Annotated in this window: 28 protein-coding genes; 10 read left to right on the forward strand and 18 right to left on the reverse strand. The window is 41.1% G+C overall.

Annotated elements, in window-relative coordinates; all coding sequences use genetic code 11:
- Positions 1-12 precede the first annotated feature (12 nt).
- The 14 genes from HWQ47_RS06240 to HWQ47_RS06305 all read right to left on the reverse strand — a co-directional run bounded on the left by HWQ47_RS06240 (position 13) and on the right by HWQ47_RS06305 (position 6,201).
- Positions 13-2,466 carry a replication endonuclease gene (locus HWQ47_RS06240; RefSeq protein WP_269970311.1) on the reverse strand — a complete coding sequence of 818 codons (2,454 nt, stop codon included), beginning with the start codon at positions 2,464-2,466 and terminating at the stop codon, positions 13-15.
- Complete coding sequence (locus HWQ47_RS06245; RefSeq protein ID WP_269970312.1) at positions 2,466-2,711, reverse strand: hypothetical protein; 246 nt, start codon at positions 2,709-2,711, stop codon at positions 2,466-2,468. The genes HWQ47_RS06240 and HWQ47_RS06245 overlap by 1 nt, the downstream gene beginning before the upstream one ends.
- Positions 2,708-2,959, reverse strand: coding sequence for a hypothetical protein (locus HWQ47_RS06250; RefSeq protein ID WP_269968917.1), 252 nt, complete (start codon positions 2,957-2,959; stop codon positions 2,708-2,710). The genes HWQ47_RS06245 and HWQ47_RS06250 overlap by 4 nt, the downstream gene beginning before the upstream one ends.
- A complete protein-coding gene (locus HWQ47_RS06255) occupies positions 2,956-3,216 on the reverse strand; it encodes a hypothetical protein (protein ID WP_269970313.1) in 261 nt (86 codons plus the stop codon). The genes HWQ47_RS06250 and HWQ47_RS06255 overlap by 4 nt, the downstream gene beginning before the upstream one ends.
- Entirely contained in the window at positions 3,216-3,857 is a 642-nt protein-coding gene (locus tag HWQ47_RS06260) for a 3'-5' exonuclease (RefSeq protein WP_269970314.1), read from the reverse strand. The genes HWQ47_RS06255 and HWQ47_RS06260 overlap by 1 nt, the downstream gene beginning before the upstream one ends.
- Positions 3,854-4,165 carry a hypothetical protein gene (locus HWQ47_RS06265; RefSeq protein WP_269970315.1) on the reverse strand — a complete coding sequence of 104 codons (312 nt, stop codon included), beginning with the start codon at positions 4,163-4,165 and terminating at the stop codon, positions 3,854-3,856. The genes HWQ47_RS06260 and HWQ47_RS06265 overlap by 4 nt, the downstream gene beginning before the upstream one ends.
- The gene (locus HWQ47_RS06270) at positions 4,162-4,422 is read right to left on the reverse strand and encodes a hypothetical protein (protein ID WP_269970316.1); all 261 of its coding nucleotides are present in this window, start codon (positions 4,420-4,422) and stop codon (positions 4,162-4,164) included. Before HWQ47_RS06270 ends, HWQ47_RS06265 begins: the two co-directional genes overlap by 4 nt.
- Entirely contained in the window at positions 4,419-4,646 is a 228-nt protein-coding gene (locus tag HWQ47_RS06275; RefSeq protein ID WP_269968912.1) for a hypothetical protein, read from the reverse strand. The genes HWQ47_RS06270 and HWQ47_RS06275 overlap by 4 nt, the downstream gene beginning before the upstream one ends.
- Positions 4,643-4,816, reverse strand: a complete 174-nt coding sequence (locus HWQ47_RS06280; RefSeq protein ID WP_269970317.1) for a hypothetical protein — start codon at positions 4,814-4,816, stop codon at positions 4,643-4,645. The genes HWQ47_RS06275 and HWQ47_RS06280 overlap by 4 nt, the downstream gene beginning before the upstream one ends.
- On the reverse strand, positions 4,813-5,049 hold the full coding sequence (locus HWQ47_RS06285; protein ID WP_269970318.1) for a hypothetical protein: 237 nt from the start codon (positions 5,047-5,049) through the stop codon (positions 4,813-4,815). The genes HWQ47_RS06280 and HWQ47_RS06285 overlap by 4 nt, the downstream gene beginning before the upstream one ends.
- 3 nt (positions 5,050-5,052) lie before the next feature.
- Positions 5,053-5,364: a hypothetical protein gene (locus HWQ47_RS06290; protein ID WP_269970319.1), complete on the reverse strand. Its 312-nt coding sequence runs from the start codon at positions 5,362-5,364 to the stop codon at positions 5,053-5,055.
- A gap of 61 nt (positions 5,365-5,425) precedes the next feature.
- Positions 5,426-5,752 carry a hypothetical protein gene (locus HWQ47_RS06295; protein ID WP_269970320.1) on the reverse strand — a complete coding sequence of 109 codons (327 nt, stop codon included), beginning with the start codon at positions 5,750-5,752 and terminating at the stop codon, positions 5,426-5,428.
- Positions 5,753-5,989 carry a hypothetical protein gene (locus HWQ47_RS06300; RefSeq protein WP_269970321.1) on the reverse strand — a complete coding sequence of 79 codons (237 nt, stop codon included), beginning with the start codon at positions 5,987-5,989 and terminating at the stop codon, positions 5,753-5,755.
- On the reverse strand, positions 5,986-6,201 hold the full coding sequence (locus HWQ47_RS06305) for a helix-turn-helix domain-containing protein (RefSeq protein ID WP_269970322.1): 216 nt from the start codon (positions 6,199-6,201) through the stop codon (positions 5,986-5,988). Before HWQ47_RS06305 ends, HWQ47_RS06300 begins: the two co-directional genes overlap by 4 nt.
- 202 nt (positions 6,202-6,403) lie before the next feature.
- Between HWQ47_RS06305 and HWQ47_RS06310 the strand changes: the two genes are divergently transcribed.
- Both HWQ47_RS06310 and HWQ47_RS06315 read left to right on the forward strand, forming a co-directional pair.
- Positions 6,404-7,030 (forward strand): XRE family transcriptional regulator, encoded by a 627-nt coding sequence (locus HWQ47_RS06310; RefSeq protein WP_269970323.1) that lies wholly within the window; start codon positions 6,404-6,406, stop codon positions 7,028-7,030.
- A complete protein-coding gene (locus HWQ47_RS06315) occupies positions 7,030-8,019 on the forward strand; it encodes a phage integrase (RefSeq protein WP_269970324.1) in 990 nt (329 codons plus the stop codon). The genes HWQ47_RS06310 and HWQ47_RS06315 overlap by 1 nt, the downstream gene beginning before the upstream one ends.
- A 178-nt stretch (positions 8,020-8,197) precedes the next feature.
- Here HWQ47_RS06315 and HWQ47_RS06320 read toward each other — a convergent pair whose 3' ends face one another.
- Complete coding sequence (locus HWQ47_RS06320) at positions 8,198-8,374, reverse strand: hypothetical protein (protein ID WP_269970325.1); 177 nt, start codon at positions 8,372-8,374, stop codon at positions 8,198-8,200.
- A gap of 303 nt (positions 8,375-8,677) precedes the next feature.
- Between HWQ47_RS06320 and HWQ47_RS06325 the strand changes: the two genes are divergently transcribed.
- Together HWQ47_RS06325 and HWQ47_RS06330 are read left to right on the forward strand one after the other, a co-directional pair.
- The gene (locus HWQ47_RS06325; protein ID WP_269970326.1) at positions 8,678-10,453 is read left to right on the forward strand and encodes an ABCB family ABC transporter ATP-binding protein/permease; all 1,776 of its coding nucleotides are present in this window, start codon (positions 8,678-8,680) and stop codon (positions 10,451-10,453) included.
- A 76-nt stretch (positions 10,454-10,529) separates the two neighbouring features.
- Positions 10,530-10,793 carry a hypothetical protein gene (locus tag HWQ47_RS06330; RefSeq protein ID WP_269970327.1) on the forward strand — a complete coding sequence of 88 codons (264 nt, stop codon included), beginning with the start codon at positions 10,530-10,532 and terminating at the stop codon, positions 10,791-10,793.
- A 49-nt stretch (positions 10,794-10,842) separates the two neighbouring features.
- Here HWQ47_RS06330 and HWQ47_RS06335 read toward each other — a convergent pair whose 3' ends face one another.
- Together HWQ47_RS06335 and HWQ47_RS06340 are read right to left on the reverse strand one after the other, a co-directional pair.
- The gene (locus HWQ47_RS06335) at positions 10,843-11,034 is read right to left on the reverse strand and encodes a hypothetical protein (protein ID WP_269970328.1); all 192 of its coding nucleotides are present in this window, start codon (positions 11,032-11,034) and stop codon (positions 10,843-10,845) included.
- A gap of 173 nt (positions 11,035-11,207) precedes the next feature.
- Entirely contained in the window at positions 11,208-11,747 is a 540-nt protein-coding gene (locus HWQ47_RS06340) for a histidine phosphatase family protein (protein ID WP_269970329.1), read from the reverse strand.
- A gap of 156 nt (positions 11,748-11,903) precedes the next feature.
- Here HWQ47_RS06340 and HWQ47_RS06345 point away from each other — a divergent pair, with 156 nt between their 5' ends.
- From HWQ47_RS06345 to HWQ47_RS06355, 3 genes are all read left to right on the forward strand, one after another.
- Positions 11,904-12,494, forward strand: coding sequence for a DUF5610 domain-containing protein (locus HWQ47_RS06345; RefSeq protein WP_269970330.1), 591 nt, complete (start codon positions 11,904-11,906; stop codon positions 12,492-12,494).
- A 90-nt stretch (positions 12,495-12,584) separates the two neighbouring features.
- On the forward strand, positions 12,585-13,325 hold the full coding sequence (locus HWQ47_RS06350; RefSeq protein ID WP_269970331.1) for a ferredoxin--NADP reductase: 741 nt from the start codon (positions 12,585-12,587) through the stop codon (positions 13,323-13,325).
- A 35-nt stretch (positions 13,326-13,360) separates the two neighbouring features.
- The gene (locus HWQ47_RS06355; protein WP_269970332.1) at positions 13,361-13,957 is read left to right on the forward strand and encodes a glutathione S-transferase; all 597 of its coding nucleotides are present in this window, start codon (positions 13,361-13,363) and stop codon (positions 13,955-13,957) included.
- A gap of 6 nt (positions 13,958-13,963) precedes the next feature.
- On the opposite strand, the gene HWQ47_RS06360 is transcribed toward HWQ47_RS06355, so the two are convergent.
- On the reverse strand, positions 13,964-14,416 hold the full coding sequence (locus HWQ47_RS06360; protein WP_269970333.1) for a hypothetical protein: 453 nt from the start codon (positions 14,414-14,416) through the stop codon (positions 13,964-13,966).
- Positions 14,417-14,612: 196 nt separating this feature from the next.
- Between HWQ47_RS06360 and HWQ47_RS06365 the strand changes: the two genes are divergently transcribed.
- From HWQ47_RS06365 to HWQ47_RS06375, 3 genes are all read left to right on the forward strand, one after another.
- A complete protein-coding gene (locus HWQ47_RS06365) occupies positions 14,613-15,620 on the forward strand; it encodes a Fe(3+) ABC transporter substrate-binding protein (RefSeq protein WP_269970334.1) in 1,008 nt (335 codons plus the stop codon).
- A gap of 177 nt (positions 15,621-15,797) precedes the next feature.
- Positions 15,798-17,429: an ABC transporter permease gene (locus HWQ47_RS06370; protein WP_269970335.1), complete on the forward strand. Its 1,632-nt coding sequence runs from the start codon at positions 15,798-15,800 to the stop codon at positions 17,427-17,429.
- Between the two features lie 45 nt (positions 17,430-17,474).
- Positions 17,475-18,503 carry an ABC transporter ATP-binding protein gene (locus HWQ47_RS06375; protein ID WP_269970336.1) on the forward strand — a complete coding sequence of 343 codons (1,029 nt, stop codon included), beginning with the start codon at positions 17,475-17,477 and terminating at the stop codon, positions 18,501-18,503.
- Positions 18,504-18,569: the final 66 nt, after the last annotated feature.

The raw sequence follows: 18,569 nt of genomic DNA on the forward strand, positions 1-18,569 counted from the left end.
TTCTGTCCTCATTTAAAAAAAATTAAACTCATGGTCATCTTCATCTAGCGGGTGCTCAGACCACAGTTGGCCATGAGTAAGCCACCAGACTTCGCCTCTGTCGGTCAATATTCCTGAGCCGTTTGCGATGCGGTCTAATGTGTGGGGATCTGTTATTCCGTTAGAGGCTAATTCTCTAAAGTTATCCTCTGAAATTTGATGTCTCGGACGGCTTGAAATGGCGCCTGTACAGTTATTCCTACAAGTCCTAGTTTCACCGCTGCCGCGGCTCTTAGAGCTAGAGCATTGGCTCATCTTCCATTTAGGCAGTGCCTTTAGTGTCGGCTTCATGAGGGCGGTGTCAGTGGCTTTAAGGCTCTCTATTTGTGCTTGGAACAATTCCTTTTCTTTTCCTTTTGCAGCCTCTTTCTTTTTAGCTAGCCCAATCAATTTATTTTTACATTGCTCTCTAGTGTCGTCGTAAGCTTCTTTAAGTTGTGCGTTTTCTTTGAAGACCTTTAAGCGCTCTTGTTTTAGCTTCTTGTAATTAATTTTTTCATCACTATCCATGGCGCGAATAGTCCATTTATCACCACGGGTGATCAATGAACGTATGTCTTGTTTGCCGTCATGCTTTTTGTTGGGATACCACAGGCCAATGACTCGCTTGGTTTCTTCACCGTATTCATTACCGCACTCTGTTTTTTCGTAATCTAGCTTGATTGGGTTAACGGCTAGCGCGGCCTCAAACTCTTTCCAGTTGGAATTGACAGCAGCTGCTCTCGCTAGCTCTATCTCAACAGGTTGAGGGCATTCCTTTATCCGCCTAAACTCTCGCCAGGCGGAGACAGACTTCATGCCAAAAAACTGAAATTGACGTAATTTGTGCCGACTCGCCCAAGATGCGATATTTCTAGCGGCTTCCTCAATAGGTAGTCCAGACTCAAGATCTAGCTCTCCCTGCATATGTTCGCCCCTGATACCTTTGGTTATGTATTTGATGAGATAACCCGTAGCTGAGCCTTTGATTTTGTCTATAGGCTCAAAGACTAATCTATGCTCTTTTGCACCGTCCTCGTCGCCATCCACTTCAAACGCGTACTTGGTTATAATTTCTTGTGTTGTTTCAGCGGTATCTGAATGCACAAAGATCATCATGTGCCAGTGAGGAGTGCCGTCTTTATGAGGCTCCACAATACGAAACCCTTTGAATTTTATTTTGAGGTTAGTAAGGGCGGTACGGACCTTCGCCCATTGCTTCACTAAAAACTGTTGAGCATAGCGGGGATCTTCTGCATTCCATTTCTTCGAGTTGCGGTGATATTTACTTGGCGCGGTAATGTTAGCCATAAACCCTATGTAGCCTAAGTCTTCCGCGACTTCCTCCAGACCTCGCGCCCTAACCACCATTTCAACAAAGCGGTTTTTTGGATTGGCAGTACCTGACATTGCGGCATCAATCAGAGGGATGATCACACCTGATTCAGATTCAATCATCGTACTTTCTAACCATTCAAGGCCGCTTTTTTGCTGCTCACACCATTCATTGAAACTGTCGCGGCTTATGTATGGGCTGCCTTCATTGACGAGTCCTGCGGCTATGTTCATGTGTTCAGTGCATCTGTCGCGCAAGTTTGATAGTTTCTTTAACCACCACTTAGGGCACGTCATGCGCAATATGGCACACTCGGCCGCTGGAATAATGAAGTCGATCTTTACCGCGGCATAATAGGGCGGGGGAATATCCCATTGCTGACAAATCGCGGCCGCTGCATCGTAGGCTTTCAGAAACGCCATATCACCATTGTTGTGAGTGGCCGCGTCTTTTACTTCATCAAGCGCGATTAAAGCGAGACGATTTGCAACCTGTTTCATTTGCTTGCTTTTGCGATACCGAATTAACTCAAAGCCGCCTAAGTGAGTCGTTCGTATAAAATCGTCTTTATCCAAGTCAACATTTTTAGGTACATCTTCACGAAGCTCTGATGTGATTTTTTTAAAGAAGCTACCTGCATTGTGAAACGGGTATTTAAGCCACACCTTGTTAATAAACTCGGTCGTGGTTCTAAGGTAAATATTGGCGCCGCGTATGTTTGCAATGCCGTCTTTATTGGTTAGCCGGCGCTGATATTCTTCTGAAATGCTGATGCGAATTTTATTGGGTAGGTGCCTTAATCGCGCAAGCGCAAAATCACGATTGCGATTGAATACCGCATGGTTTGAAGCGTGCTCATCTAGCGAGCCAATAACAGCCGCTTGTGCTTGGTATACATTGGTATTAGCTGAAATGTCTGCGGTGCCAAAACCATAGACATATTGTCCTTCTTGATACTGGTTATCTGACAGCACGCTGACGGGGTGAGCGGGTGTGCTGTTTGGTTTAAACAGACACACCTTACCCTCAAGTGGGTATTGCTCAGTGTTTGAAAACAACGGGGGGTATTTAGGTCCCGATATAGTAGGCGATAGCGCTAATCTTGCTTGCATTACAACTCGTGCTCAACATAGCGCGTGGCGGCTTTAATGGTTCTTTGAATGCCTTTGGCGAGGTTTAATAGCCCTTTACCAAGCGCTTGAGAATAAAGACACTCAAGGGCGCCGCGTGCCACTGCCATGTCGAGTGCAGAGTCAACAGCACGTTCACCTCGATAAATGCTTATTGCGTAGCGCAATTGAATTTTATAGTGACGGTAGTGTTTAATAAGGTGTCTAAATTCAGGATTGTTTATCACACGCTATCTCCCATGTAACCGTTACAACCTGTGCATTTATGATGATTCACACAGTGAATAACCAAACTGCTATGTTGCCTTGCACAACCAAAATCCTCTAGGTCGACCGCGACAGCTTCAGTTAAGCCTCGCTTGCTTAGGCTTAACTTTAGGAATGTATGGCTAAACCCTATGGCGTCATTCAGTGCCAACCATTGACGCATTTGCAGTTGCGTCATGTTGCCGAGTCTTATCTTTGACTTATTCATGAGGCTGACTTCCCAAATATGGCTAAAGCCCACAACTGTGATGCTGGTAACTTTCTATCTGATATTGAGATTACTTTTACCGTTCGACGGGGTAGAGACGATTGCTTTGTTGTATATTTTCGACTTTCTCTAATGTTATATAGTTTCGCAGATGCTTGACGTGTTGATATACCTAGCTCCATAGCAAGTGTTGCGGCAGTGTATTTTTTGCCTGTTGTTAACATATGCTCAGCAGTATCTTGAGTTAAGTTACTCATCAGAATGGGCTCCTACCGTTATTGACCGCGGCCATTTTGAGAATCACTTCACGTGCCAATTGACAATCTTCAAGCGCACGATGACGTGTAGATGGGAGTTCAATCCCCATTTGCTTAGCTGCATTGTCGAGTGAATGCCATTTGTATTCACCATAGGCGTTGTTCCAATCTCCCCCGAATTGGGCATAATTCAACATGGCGCAGTGCCAACGATTCGTGTTATCTGAATGCTGCCGTATGCATGGGACTAATTGACATTCAACGGTGAATGGCATGGTGATATGCAGTGTTGATAGCAATAGCTTTAAATCGAATGAAGCATTCCAAGCAACAATTTCACGCCCGAGAGTGGCCTCTAAAAGATCTATTAATACAAGATTAAATTCAGGTGCGTTTTCAACCATGTCATTAGTGATGCCATGAATAGCGATAATGTCATCAGGAATTTGTTGAGTAGGTCTAACCAACGTGTTCATGAGGATATTGCCAGTGGCTAACTCAATAGCGGCAACCTCGACAACCTCACAGCCCCAATCAAGACCTGTCGTTTCGGTATCAAGAATGATGGCGTTTTTAGCTATCCATTTTTTAGCTATTTCAGCGGCATAGATGCTTTCGACATTACTTTCACAGGTAGTCATGATGGCTCTCCAACTCGTGGGCTGTTAATGACATAAGGGGCCTGAACTGCCTCTCTCAATTCCTTTATTAAGGCGTGCTCTTTTTCTGTCTCCTTCAAATTCTTAGCGCTTACGCATGACGGGCAGGCAGTTGAACAAGTTTCATTTGACGATTCAAACCCATACCAACCCTCCGCAGTGGCTTTATTGATAACTTGATCAACATTTCCAACCTCTAATACATAAGATTCATCTCCACAAATTAAGCATGTGATGATGAAAGCAGGGGCCGCTTTAATTTCTGTTGCTTTGATGGGGACGAGTTTCATGATTGCTGCTCCTTGCGGCCAGCCAGTAATTTATTCGCTTTATTGATAATGGTTTGCAGTACCTTCTTGCGAGAAGGTTGGCCGTTTTTGCCTGCGCGGTTTTTATCTCTTCGTTTTAGTTCTTCGAGTGTGCTTGTTGCGGCGAGCAACGCTCCTTGTGGGTCAATCCTTAATTCACACTCAAGCATGCCTTTGCAATCGTTAACTGGGCCGTTAACAAGATGGGAAATAAAATAGGAAATCCTTTTATTGTTCATGATTGCTCTCTAGAGGTATTTATTTCACCAATTTCAACGATTGAAAATTCCACGCCTTTTTCTTTAAACTCTACTAAGACGTTATTAAATAGAATGGAGTCTTTTACATATAAGCTTGCGCCAACCAATGTGTGTGCGAATCCCCAACCATGCGCCGTCCATTTAATGAAATATTTACTGCGCTTCGTCTTAAACTTGATGGCAACAATTGTTTTTTCTGTCATGACTTTTCTCCGATTAGTTCTGAAACGCTGATACCAAGGCTTTTAGCTTCTTTGATGAGTGCGATTCTTCGGCGGCATGCCAATTGATGACGGCTAGCATCCGTTGGCTTATCTCTATACTCGGCTTTTGGCCGTGGGGGATAATTGCTAACGGTATTCAGAGGCTTCATACAAATCCCCCTTGTGGGATACGCAGCTTAGATTCAGCGATTAATGCAAAGGCGTTCGCGCGTTCCTGATTGAACTCACCAATTTCATTCGAATCAATATATTGAGTGATGCCCCAACCGTCATGATTGTCAGGCGTGTACTCAACACAAACTTGTTGAACTGGATAGTGAACAGACCAATGAGGATCAGATACGGTTACCTTTCCATTGGTGACTAAAAAAAATGTAGCCATGCCTTAATTCCTCAGTTCTAAGTGCAAAAGTTCTTGCAGGGCGACAGCTTCAAAAAGGTCAAGACATAAGACATGCAACGTTGAGTCTCTAAGCACTTGTAGGGATACGCGGGATAGTCCGTACGCCATACCACTGTAATAATCGGAGCGGTTATTACATTTGTTTAACGATGCAGTGTTACGTTGATAGATATCAGCCATTAACCGACGCATATCGAGATGCTGCTGATTGGTTAAATCGAATTCCCACTTGATTGTAGGAATGAATGCAGAGTTGCAAGCAGGTTGTTCAACTGCTAAGATCTCGTTTGTCATATTTATAGTTCCAAAAGTTATGAATTGATGCGCCATTTCAGCTCTAACTGAAGTGGCTTTTTTACGCCTGTGTTTTAGTGTTTCTCTTGGGTTTGTGGCTGAACTGTTCACGACTCAACATACCCCCGCCAAAAACTTGATTAATTTCGCCTAACGCGATGATCGACAGTCTTATTTCTTCGCGTTCGTCATAGCTCATCTCGTCAATTGACTTCGAGATATACAAACTGGGTTTGAGCTTTGCGCCAAACAAGATCATGGCTTTTTGTTGTTCGGTAAGTCGGTCATATAAACTGGCTACATGACTACGACCTATCATTTCCCTAGCTGTATCAAACGGGCTTGGCACTGTTGGTTTATCGTTTTGATTGCCATCTATTTTGCTCATCTATCTAATTCCTGTATTTACAGCCCAAGGCGCTGTCTTTTTTTGGTGTTCATAAAGCTCATCTGCCATTTTTGCTAGTCCTATCATGTTGATGTAATGCTTTCCGCCAGCTACGGGTTGATAAGTTGGCAAATACCCCTTATCAATATCGCCTTGCACGCTAGCTTCAGATTTATCAACTTTTTCGGCATATTGCTTTTTAGTTAAAAACGGCATGTCAATCACGAATGTGATCATAATGAAACCTCAACTTGCGGATAACGACTTGGCCAAATAACTTCTGGTGGCACACCTACATGCTTCGCGATAATTTTCTCACCACGGCGGTAGCGCCTTACAAGAGTTGTTCTTAGACCCGTAGGGGAAATCTTGTACATGCGAGCTAAGCCAGCGAGACTTAACCCTTTCTTTTCTAAAGCGGCTTTAATATCAGCGTTGTGCCAGTCCATGTAATTCTACACATGATGATTCAGTTGCTAGACAATACGATCAACTAATGAATAACTCAAGCTTAAATTATCCAAAAGATAATAACTTTATCTATGTTGTTGAAATGAAAGAGTTAAAAACAACTTGTTGACTGGTACAATTGAGTTGTTATTCTAATTTGCGTATAGTTGAACAACTACATAATCAGACGGATTGATTGGAATGTTAAAAGAAGATGTTATTTGCAGAATAGAAGAGCTTGTTGCTGGTCGTTCGTTACGAAAAGTGAGTTTAGAGTGGGGCATTCCTCAACCAACACTTCATAACATGCTTAAGAACAGAACTGATCCTAAATTTGATACTCTTGATAAAATTATGAAGGCTGAAAATGTAAACGTTGAATGGCTGCTAACAGGATCCGAAACGGAAAATGATTTCATATCCATCCCAAGAATAGATATTGAGGTATCCGCTGGATGTGGTTCATATATTGTCTCTGAGCTTGAAAACGAAGGAATGAAAGTTACCCAGAAATGGATAATTAATGAGGGTTTTCTACAAGCCGATCTTGTCATGATGACAGCAAAGGGTGACAGCATGGAACCATCAATTCCAAGTGGGGCCTCATTGATTATAGATAAGTCACAAACGTCTATTAAGGAAGATGGAGTATATGTTCTGAGAGTTGAAGATGCATTATTTGTTAAACGACTCAGATATGATCATTTAAATTATGAATTAAATATTATTAGTGACAATCCTATTTATCCACTTTCTCAAGTAAAAAAAGCAATGCTTAATGACATATGCGTAATAGGCAAGGTCGTAAAACTAGTGGTCAATTTTTAGTGACTATAAAAAAATCTGACGGTCTATTCAAAGTTGACGTTCGACCGTCTGGTAAAAACGGTAAGCGCTATCGCAAATCGTTCACTACCAGAGCCGAGGCGATTAAATATGAAAAATACATTTCAGCTCAACACCACAACAAATCTTGGTTAGATGCGCCTGTCGATAAACGAAATCTATCTGAGCTGATCAATAAATGGTTTTTTTACCATGGCCAGAATTTAAAAGAAGGGGAACATACACAGAAAAAATTACTCAAAATGTGCAAAGACATGGGAGATCCTCAAGCCTTTCAAATCACAAAAAAGTTTTATTTAGATTATCGACAAGTGCGCTTACTCAAAATAAAACCTAAAACCGCAAATCTAGACTACGAACGATTGCGTAATGTATTCAGCGTTCTAATCGATGCTGGAGACTATGCAGGTGAAAACCCCATATCTGCACTATCGAAAGTAAAGGAGCCAGCCAGAGAACTATCATTTTTGACAACAGAGCAAATCAACGCGCTATTGGCTGAACTTTGTGGGGATATGTCCATTATTGTCAAAATTTGTCTATCTACTGGGGCGAGGTGGGGCGAGGCTCAAAAACTAACTAGATCTCAGGTTTTGAAGGACCGACTAACGTTTGTTGATACAAAAAACGGTAAAAATAGAACTATTCCAATAGGTTTAGATTTAAGAACCGAAATTTTGAATGTACAAAGTGATGATGGTCCCAGACTATTCAGTGATTGCTATGTCGAGTTCAGGGAGATCATGAAACGAATGAATTTTGGATTACCCAAAGGACAGTCTTCACATGTATTGCGCCACAGCTTTGCTAGTCATTTTGTGATGAATGGCGGCAACATACTAACTCTTCAAAAAATATTAGGCCATAGCACAATTTTAATGACAATGAAGTATGCACATTTAGCTCCTGATCATTTATTCGAAGCCACAAAGTTCAACCCTCTAGCCTGTAAGTTGTGGTCCACTTTTTGACCACAAAGAACTGATTAAAAGCATATTAAAAACACCTAAACGACTTAGTGCTCGTCTTTTAAAACTCACTAACTATATGATAGTTATTTATATACAATGAAAACAATAACTTAACCAAACCTCAAATAGTACGTCTCAAGGAGGCAATAGCCTCCTTTTTTATTGAGAGATATGTAAGTTAAGCTTGATTTAGCTGAACTAAATATTCGTTAGCTTTGGCGAGACTACCAAAAGAAGAAATAAGGTTGTTTTGGCCTTTTCTTTGAATATCGGCATCACCCGATTGGGTCATCATCCATACCCAAGTTTGTATTAATGGCAAGGGAGGGTATTGATTTTTAGATGAGTCCAGCATGTATGTTTCCTTTAAATAACTTAGTATGCTTGTTGCTGTTTCATATTTTGAACGGCCGTAGGCTTGCGGATAAAAGAGTATCAAATTCTTTTCATTTGTATAACAGGAATTGCTCTCATTAAGCCTATATTACAAAATAAATGTCGCCTGACAAGACTTAAGTATAATCATTTATAATTATTGTCAGTCAAAAGTGCTTCACGCTGATGAGATAAAAACAAGACTAGCGGAAGTGAAATTGAATATACTCTTATCAAATAGTCTAGTTTTTCCTCTGTTTGATAAATAATAAATGGAACTTAAATGCGCCCCTCTCTCTATTTTGATGGTCCCGTGGATAAATTAAATTGGCAAGTTCTTAAGTTACTATGGCCCTATCTTTTAGAATATAAAAAGCGGGTAGCCTTAGCGTTAATTAGTCTTATTATTGCTAAGGTCGCCAGCGTCTCTCTGCCTTTTGTGCTTAAATCTTTGGTCGATACATTAACTCAAGCATCACCTGAGCAGTTGATCTCTGTCCCCATATCTCTGGTTGTAGCTTACGGAGCTTTGCGTTTGCTAAATACACTTATCTCTGAGGTTCGAGATACCCTATTTGGACGGGTTACCGAACGGGCTATTCGACGTTTGGGATTATCTGTTTTTCAACATCTGCATCGATTAGATCTTGAGTTCCATTTGGAACGAAGAACTGGTGGTTTGTCTCGAGATATTGAAAGAGGGACCAGTGGTGTCAATTTCCTGATGAGATTTATGGTGTTTAATATTGTGCCGACAATATTAGAGATCGCGTTGGTGATAGGTATTTTGTTTTACAACTACGGGGTGGCTTTTGCTGCGATTACATTTGGGGCTGTTGTGAGCTATGTTGCATTTTCTGTCTTCGCAACAGAGTGGCGAACAGGCTTTGTGCGGGAGGCAGCCAAAGCAGACTCAGATTCAAGTTCACGGGCAATTGATAGCTTGCTTAATTATGAAACGGTTAAATATTTCAACAATGAAGCCTACGAAGCAGAGCGTTACGACATGGCACTTGAAGAATGGGAGCATGCGAAGCGTAAAAACCGCTTATCCCTCTTTGCACTTAATGCGGGTCAGGCTGTCATTATCTCGACAGCGATGACCTTGATGTTAGCCTTAGCCAGTTCCCATGTGGTGTCGGGGTCTATGACAATTGGTGATTTTGTACTCATTAATGCTTTTATGATGCAGTTATTTATCCCTCTGAATTTTTTAGGTTTTGTCTATAGAGAAATACGTGGAGCCTTAGCTAATATCGAGAGAATGTTTAGCTTGTTAGACAGGCAACCGCTCATTGAAGATAAACCTGATGCAAAGGAGTTAGCTTTAGTTTCTGGGGCATTAACTTTTGAAAATGTTAGTTTTAGCTACGATTCACGTCAAATTTTAAAAAACATCAGTTTTTCCATTTTACCCGGTCAGAAAGTGGCGATAGTGGGTGATAGTGGTGCGGGCAAATCAACCATCGTTAAATTGTTGTTTCGCTTTTATGACGTCGATAGTGGATGTATTAGTTTAGATGGAGTGGACATTGGATCATTAACACAAAATGCCCTTAGGCAATCCATCGCTATAGTGCCCCAAGATACAGTGCTGTTTAATGATTCTTTACTAGAGAATATTCGCTATGGCAGACCGGAAGCAAGTGATGACGAAATTGCCGAAGTGATTAAGATGGCGCACCTTTCCCACTTTGTCGCATCGCTGTCCGAGGGGTGGCATACTAAGGTTGGAGAACGTGGGTTAAAACTGTCCGGCGGAGAGAAGCAAAGGGTCGCAATTGCCAGAGCTATTTTAAAAGGATCTGCATTACTGGTTTTTGACGAAGCAACTTCATCACTTGATAGCCATTCAGAACAGGCCATTCTTACAGCCCTTAAAGAGGTCGCCAAAGGACATACCAGTCTTGTTATCGCTCATCGATTATCAACGGTGGTGGATGCGGATCAAATCATAGTCTTGAGTCAGGGAGAAATTGTTGAAACGGGTAAGCATTCTGATCTGATAAAAGAAAGAGGCTTGTACTCCAAATTGTGGAATATTCAAAATCAAAAGTGAGAGTTCAGCATGGGTTCAGCTTAAATGCGGTATAATTATAGGCAATAACAGATAATAACGTTGACGAGAGATGACAATGAAGAATATTCCTTTGCAAGTCAATTTAGAAGGCCAAGATAGCAGGGTCGATACTGATTGGCTAGCTATCATGGCAATCTTAAAGAAACGAGGTCTTGATCAAAGTGAATTAGCCAATATTTATTTGGATATATCGGCGGGTATGAGGGTTACCACTCGAGGTTTGAGCTTAGCCCAACTAAAACCGAATGTTTCTCTAAACGGCATCATTCGTGAAACAAGGTGTTCGGAATATGAATATGCAGGCATGACACAAGCCTAAAATGTGATCCTGAATTGATTATTTACATTCTGTGTAGGACGGGGTGTTGTTATCTGGTTTTCCAGCCATGACATAACAAACTTATATTTTTAAGCTCTGTCGGCATGGGTTGTAAGCTGATGATCTCGCCTTGACGAAAACAGATCGCCTCTCCCTCAATAATGGTAAAGCGCCCACAACTTTGGCAGCTCAATGACGGTTTTTTACTCGATGGCTTTTGGTTGACATATTCTGAACTCAATTTGAACTCCTTTTAACTATGTTTGGGCTTTTAGTTTGGGTGGTGGATTTTGCAGCAAATGGTTAAAAAACACCAGCATCAATTATTGGCAAATTATCACTATTAAATATTATACCCAATTAGTAATAGATATGCTCATTATCGATGACTGAACCATCAATAATTCCCACTTTTCACTTACCATACTTTGTCTGTACTAAGCCTACGTTTCCTACTGTAGGCAGTGATAGAAGGTAGATGTTCTCATAGTCGGTTTCGGCTATGCCGTCTATCTCTGGGCCTCCAAGTGCCTTGATCAATAAAGGGATCGTATTGGAGTGGCCAACGACGAGTACATTTCCCTTTTCAGATCTAATGTTCTCTACTCCCCTGCTAACATGTTTTGAAATACCGTCTTTTACATCGATCACTTGGATTGTCATCTCTCTGCTTTCACTGGTAGGCTTTAGGGTTTCTTTGGTGCGTTTAAAGGGTGTTGCATATAATGCCGTTAAAGGAATATTTCTAAGAGTTTCATTTAGTTGAATTGCTCGAAGTCGTCCCGTAGGTGTTAATGAAGGATCTTTCTCCTGATCTGCTTGTTTTTCTGCATGCCTGACTAAGATAACGATTTGAGTATTTGGATCAGCACTTTGTACTTCCAGCTTAGATGCTTGAAGTGTGGCCGTAAAAGATAGGTTTAATATAAGGAGAAACAACATTTTTTTAATCATATTGGTTACCCACTCTCTGCAGATATAACAAGATAGCGAATTACTGATAAATTAAACAGTACTATCGATTAAAGGGCATGATAAATTAATAAAAACTAAAGTTGTATAAAAAGTGGTCGATAATGGTTGTGTATAGGTATTAATTGAGAGGCAGTTATGGAAATTAAGAACCATGGTGCAGAAGTATCCCAAGTTGCGAAAAGTAAGACTCAGACAATTGAAAATCATGGCAAATCGGTATCTGAAGCGGCAAGTCATAAAACGGCTTACGCCAGTAGTAAACAGTTGATGAACTCTGCCATTATTTCTGCACAGCAGGAGGTTAGTTTAAGCTCAAGTAATGAGCCTCTTATCTTACTTTACCGTGCTGCTATCGAAGCCATTAATGAAGAGCTTGCCCCCACGATGGGTGACAATGCGCTTCAGACGGCTTATGACAATGGGGTTGATACTTCTCCTAATGCTACTGCTGATAGAATAGTGAGCTTTGCAACAAACTTTTTCAGTTTATACCAAGATCAAAATTCAAACATGGATTTTGATGAACAGCTGGCTTCATTTATGGAGATTATTGGTGGGGCAATTGATCAAGGATTTGATGAAGCCAAAGACATTTTAACCGGCTTACAGGTTTTAGAAGGAGATATTGCCAGTGGTGTTGAGCAAACCTATTCACTCGTTCAAGAGGGACTATTAACGTTTAAAGACAGTTTTAGTTCCGATAAAAGCGACGCTTCTGAACTTTAATAATGATAAAGGTTTAGCTTGAAGCTAATTGGTATTACCCCATTATTTATGCTAAATATCAGTTAGGATAAATAGCGAACGGAGTGATGGATGTGGGTTGAAGGCGAAGTTATTGAACGAACCGATTGGTGCGACAATCTATTCTCTTTAAAAATAAAAGTTGATATCGAACCTTATATAGCTGGTCAGTTTATAAAGTTAAGCCAAGTGATTAACGATAAGCGGATTGGTAGAGCTTACTCTATCGTAAATGCGCCAAATTCAGATTATGTTGAGGTTCTAGCCATTTCGGTTCTTGATGGTCTACTCTCGCCTAATCTGCAGCAACTTAAGATCGGTGATCATATACAGGTGTCGAGTAAAGCTGCTGGTTTTATGACATTGGAAGAAGTGCCGCCTCAAGGTAAAGATCTTTGGTTGCTTGCAACTGGAACTGCAGTGGGTCCATTTATCTCCATACTCGATACATCAGAGCCTTGGGAAAGGTTTGAAAATGTAGTGTTAGTGTACGGTGTCAGAGAAGCTAAAGATCTCGCTTACAAAGATAAGCTGCAACAACTTGAAAAACAGTATCCTAATCAATTTAAGTTACTCTTTTCTGTCACTCGAGAGTCATATCCCCATGCATTGGAAAGCAGAATTTCTACAGCTTTAGCGTCTGGTGAAATAGAGCAACGTCTGGGTTTAAAGATTTCGGCCGAAAATGCGCAGGTACTGCTTTGTGGCAATCCCGAAATGATCAAAGATGCGAATAATATCTTGTTGGAAAAGGGGTTAAGTAAGAATCTTCGTCGAGCACCAGGTCAGATCACAATAGAGAAATACTGGTAGATGAGTACTAAAACAAACATGAAGGTATTGGTTTAATGAAGTTATTGTATTCAGATGCATCCCCTTATTCTCGTTGTGTGCGGGTATTAATTCGTCATCTTGAACTTGATGGTATTGAAGAGTGTATTGTTAATCCTATGGATAATAGCGAAACACTGCTTGAAATTAATCCGTTAGGTAAAATCCCCTGCTTGCAGCTTAATGATGGTTCGCCGCTTTATGATAGTGAAGTGATTTTACGTTATTTAGATCATGAATTTGGGGCTAGTCGGTTATTCGGTGAAAATGGATATAATTGGAAAAACGAATGTCAACTATCTCTTATAAATGGCTTGCTAGATTCGGCTGTTGCCTTAAGGCAGGAGCAGATGAGAGAGTTAGAGGGAAAGCGCTCTCTTTTTTGGACGGCACGGTTTGAGCAAGCTCTGCTCAGAGGGCTAAAAGAGGTAGAACAGTCTGGGGTGATGGTCAGTCCTCAGTTGACGATTCAACAAATAGGATTAGCTTGTTTGCTCGAGTATCTAGATTTTAGGCATTCTGATCTGCAATGGAGGAAGGTTGTACCGGCTATAGGAGCTTGGTTATCCGGTTTTGAACATCTTTCGATGATGACAAGCACAAGGCCAATTTAAACTACTTTATATCTGAAATTCATTATTCCCCGCGGTCTTCCTTACGGCGACCTCGCTTTTTTTACGTCGATTTTTTTCACCAAAAGCACCATATAGATCTTTGGTCACTCCGAAATGTAGGCGTCTGTTTTCTTGAGTTCCTCGCCTGTCTTCCTGGTGTTGATAGTGGCAGTTACATTGTGCTATATCACACTCTTTAAGTGGGATTTGTGGTGCTTCATTGGAGAGGTAATAGATGTTTTTAATATCAAGGACTGCTTGGCAACTCGGTTCTCCATGAATAATGATTACGCAATGATAGGGGTGTTCAGTGGAAAAGTATTGTTTCTTGTCTACTTCAGGTGTCGATTCTGAAATATGGGAGGCATCAGCTTTCGAGTGTCGTTTTCGTTTACTATGTGGTCGATGCTGATATAGATAAAATCCGACGGCTAATACGACGATAATAACCCAAAGCATAAAGTGATTTTTCCTTGTATATTCAAACAATAATTTTAGTTTAGTCGGCTAATGTTTATTTCGTTTGAATAATCCACTTAAAGTAACATTTTTGAATACAACACTTGCTCATTGCTTATAGATTTATTACTCTAACTGCAATTGATAATTATTATCATTGTCGTTTTGACTTTAGTGTGCTCTATAGGGTAATTAAATGAAAATAATAGCGAATTTGTTAATGTTGGGTTTAATGTGTCTTTCATCAGTCGCTAATGCTGCTGACAAATTAACAGTATATTCCTATCGACAGGCTTTTCTTATAGATCCTATTTTAAGGGATTTTACTAAAGAAACAGGCATAGACGTTGATGTGGTTTTTTCAAAAAAGGGGATTGCTGAGAGGATGATGCGAGAGGGCAGGCTTTCTCCAGCAGATATCGTGCTCACTTCAGATTTTTACCGATTAATGGAGTTGGTTGATAAAAAACTCGTTGTTCCCGCATCCAGTGCTCTACTCAAGACAAATATCCCAGTTCAATATCGCTCTCCTGATGATAATTGGTACGCGCTTACAATGCGGGTACGTACTATCTACTCTTCAAAAGATCGACTCGGTAAATTAAATATTAACTATGAAGATTTGGCCGATCCTAAGTACAAAGGAAAAATTTGTACTCGCAGTGGTAAACACCCTTATAACATCTCCTTGATCGCTTCGATGATTGCTCACCATGGTGAAGTTGAAACTAAGGCCTGGTTAATAGGTTTAAAAGCAAATTTAGCACGCAAGCCTCAAGGGAACGATCGTGGCCAGGTGAAAGCGGTTAAAGAGGGATTGTGTGATATAGCCATCGGCAATAGTTATTATTTAGGCAAAATGTTACAAGATCCTAAACAAGTACCTTGGGCTGAAGCGGTCGAGATTAACTTCCCAAATCAAGATAACTTAGGTTCGCATATCAATGTCTCAGGTATGGCTATGGCTAAATATTCTCGCAATAAAGAGAATGCACTTAAATTGATGGAGTATCTCTCTGGCAATAAAGCACAACAAGTCTATGCTGAGGTGAATATGGAATATCCAGTCAATGAAGATGTAAAACCATCGGCATTAGTTGCTTCATGGGGAGAGTTTAAAGCTGATAATTTGCCAATTTATAAGCTTGCTGAATTTCATCATGCAGCCGTTAGAATGCTAGATGAAGTGAAGTTCGACCTATAGTTTTCCGCCTGGTAAGTTTTAGATTACAGTAGTGGGCCTTACTATCTGGGCCTGCTTTTTACAATTAATAATCGTTCCCATTTAAGTTTGAATTTAGGTTTGTAGTGGATAATATCTATCTCACCAACTGAGTGATCAGTTCAGGGTCATTCAGGTTTTTCAATTCAAGGCGTATTGATGATTTTAGGTTTATCCAGATGGTGGTCATTGATTGGCTACCTTATCGCCTCTGTGATCACGCTTCCACTTGTCGCTATTCTTATTCAAGCCGCTCTTCCTGCAGAGTCTGTTTTCGGGCATCTTCTTAATACAGTACTGCCTACCTATATCAGCAATACCTTACTGTTGATGTTTTGGGTTTGTCTGGGGGCTATACTCATTGCAACACCTGCTGCATGGTTAGTGGCTAAATGTCACTTTCCGGGACGTGGTATTTTTCAATGGGCACTGCTGTTACCACTGGCTATGCCTGCTTATGTTGTGGCTTACGTCTATACGGATCTACTCGACTATGCAGGTCCAATTCAGAAGTCTTTACGTAGTTTCTTTGGTTGGCTAACCCCTCAAGATTACTATTTCCCCGAGGTTCGCAGCCTAGGTGGGGCTGCTATGATGTTGGCGCTAGTCCTATTTCCCTATATCTATTTGTTAGCACGAACTGCATTTATGGAGCAGTCTTCGAGCTTGCAGCATGCTTCGAGAATCATGGGTTGTGGACCTTGGCTGAGTTTCTGGCGTCTGAGTCTACCGATGGCAAGGCCTGCATTAGCCGTTGGAGTGTCTTTAGTTGCAATGGAAACAGCGGCTGATTTTGCTACAGTAAGCTACTTTGCAGTGCCGACATTAACCACCGCTGTTTACGATACTTGGCTGGGCTACGGCAGCTTGTCTGCGGCGGCTAAACTCTCTGCAATTATGTTACTTGTTGTATTCTCCATGATAGGTTTTGAGCGATTTGCTCGAAGAAAACAACAACTATTTCAAAAACAAACCGGAGAAATCAAGAGTGTCTTGTATTCTCTTAAAGGAGTAAAAGCTTTTTTGGCAACGAGCTATTGCACATTTTTACTTGTTACAGCCTTTTTACTGCCCTTTATTATTTTACTTAACTATGCATGGCATTACTTTGATGAAAGCTGGCATGCAGAGTTTTGGGAGTTTAGTTTTAACAGCCTCTACATTTCGGTTATCGTCAGTATTATCGCTGCGTTAATCGGTATTGTACTGATGTTTATTTGCCGTGTTAGCCCCAGAAAAGCAGATCTTTTGCCCTCACGCCTATCCGCCACTGGTTATGCTCTGCCTGGAACAGTGCTAGCTATCGGTATTTTAGTTCCTCTAACGTACCTCGATTTTGCCGTTAATGATCTTTATGAATATATGGGGCAGTTAGGCCCAGGGCTTATTTTTACAGGCAGTGTGTTCGTGCTTATTTTTGCCTTTACGATCCGTTTTTCTGCAATTGCTATTGGCAGTGTGGAGAACAGCTATAAACGTATCTCACCTTCGTTGGATATGGTAACAATTACTATGGGGCTGAGTCCCGCGGCTCTACTTTGGCGAGTACACTTACCTCTGTTACGGAAGGGTATATTTGCGGGTATGTTGCTTGTTTTTATCGAGTGTATGAAGGAACTTCCAGCAGCGTTACTCTTACGTCCTGTAGGATTTGAAAATTTGGCTACGTATGTATTTCAGTTCGTTTCCGATGAACAGTTAGAACATGGAGCTTTGGCAGCGATAGTGATTGTTTTGGTCGGTTTAGTTCCTCTTATATTCCTTAATCGCTCGCTGGAGCAGCATGGATAGACTGGAGTTGAGCTCGATGGTTTATTTTTTTCGGAGCTGGTTTGCATGTCGACATTAAGTATCAAAGGTGTTCATAGTGATTATCATGGACAACAAGTTCTGAAAGGGCTAGACCTCACGCTTAAGAAAGGTGAGATTACCGCCTTACTGGGCCCTAGTGGCTGTGGGAAAACGACTCTTCTACGTGCTATAGCTGGATTACAACTACTCAGCAAGGGTGAGATAAGTATCAATAAGAGAGTGCTTTCCGGGCCTGATGTATTTGTGCCCAGTGAGCAACGTGGTGTAGGCATGATATTTCAAGATTATGCCTTATTTCCTCATTTGAATGTGGCCGACAATATACTCTTCGGAGTTAAGAGCACATCAAAGGGTAAACGTAAACAACGTCTTAATGAGATGCTTTCTTTAGTAAAACTTGATGGCTTAGATAAACGTTTCCCCCATGAGCTTTCTGGGGGGCAGCAGCAGCGTGTTTCTATTGCACGTGCACTAGCATATGAGCCTGAACTTTTGTTACTTGATGAACCTTTTTCAAATATCGATGCTAAGGTACGTGGTGAGATGATGTTGGAGATCCGCACTATCTTAAAAGAGAGTAATGTTAGCGCTGTCTTTGTTACTCACAGTAAAGATGAAGCCTTTGTTTTTGCCGATAAGCTTGCCCTGTTTAAAGAGGGCCAAATAGTACAATACGGTACGGCAGAGGAGTTATACCGCTCACCTAATGACAGGTATGTTGCTGATTTTTTAGGACTGAGTAACTACCTACCCGCTGTTGTTAGTAGCGCTTCTAGTATTGAGACCCCATTGGGAAGCTTCACTAGTACTTCAAGGTTACCTTACCCTGTTAGTTACCAAGGAGAAGTGATGCTAAGGCCCCAACAGTTTGAGATGATAGCGAATGAAACTGGGGACGGGGTTATCATTGAACGACGTTTCTTAGGGAGTAGTTGTCATTATCAGGTCAAGGTTGCTGGATCATGTTACCAAGTTACTAGCCTGTATGAGCAATTTGTACCCGGCCAACGAGTTTCACTTATAATATCGGTGCATTCTTTCGTTATTTTTTGATAGTTCAATCCTTTCAGGAATGGCATGCTAATTTAAGTCGATAATAAATGTATGAATTTTAATGAC

Source organism: Shewanella sp. MTB7, assembly GCF_027571385.1.
Lineage (GTDB): Bacteria > Pseudomonadota > Gammaproteobacteria > Enterobacterales > Shewanellaceae > Shewanella.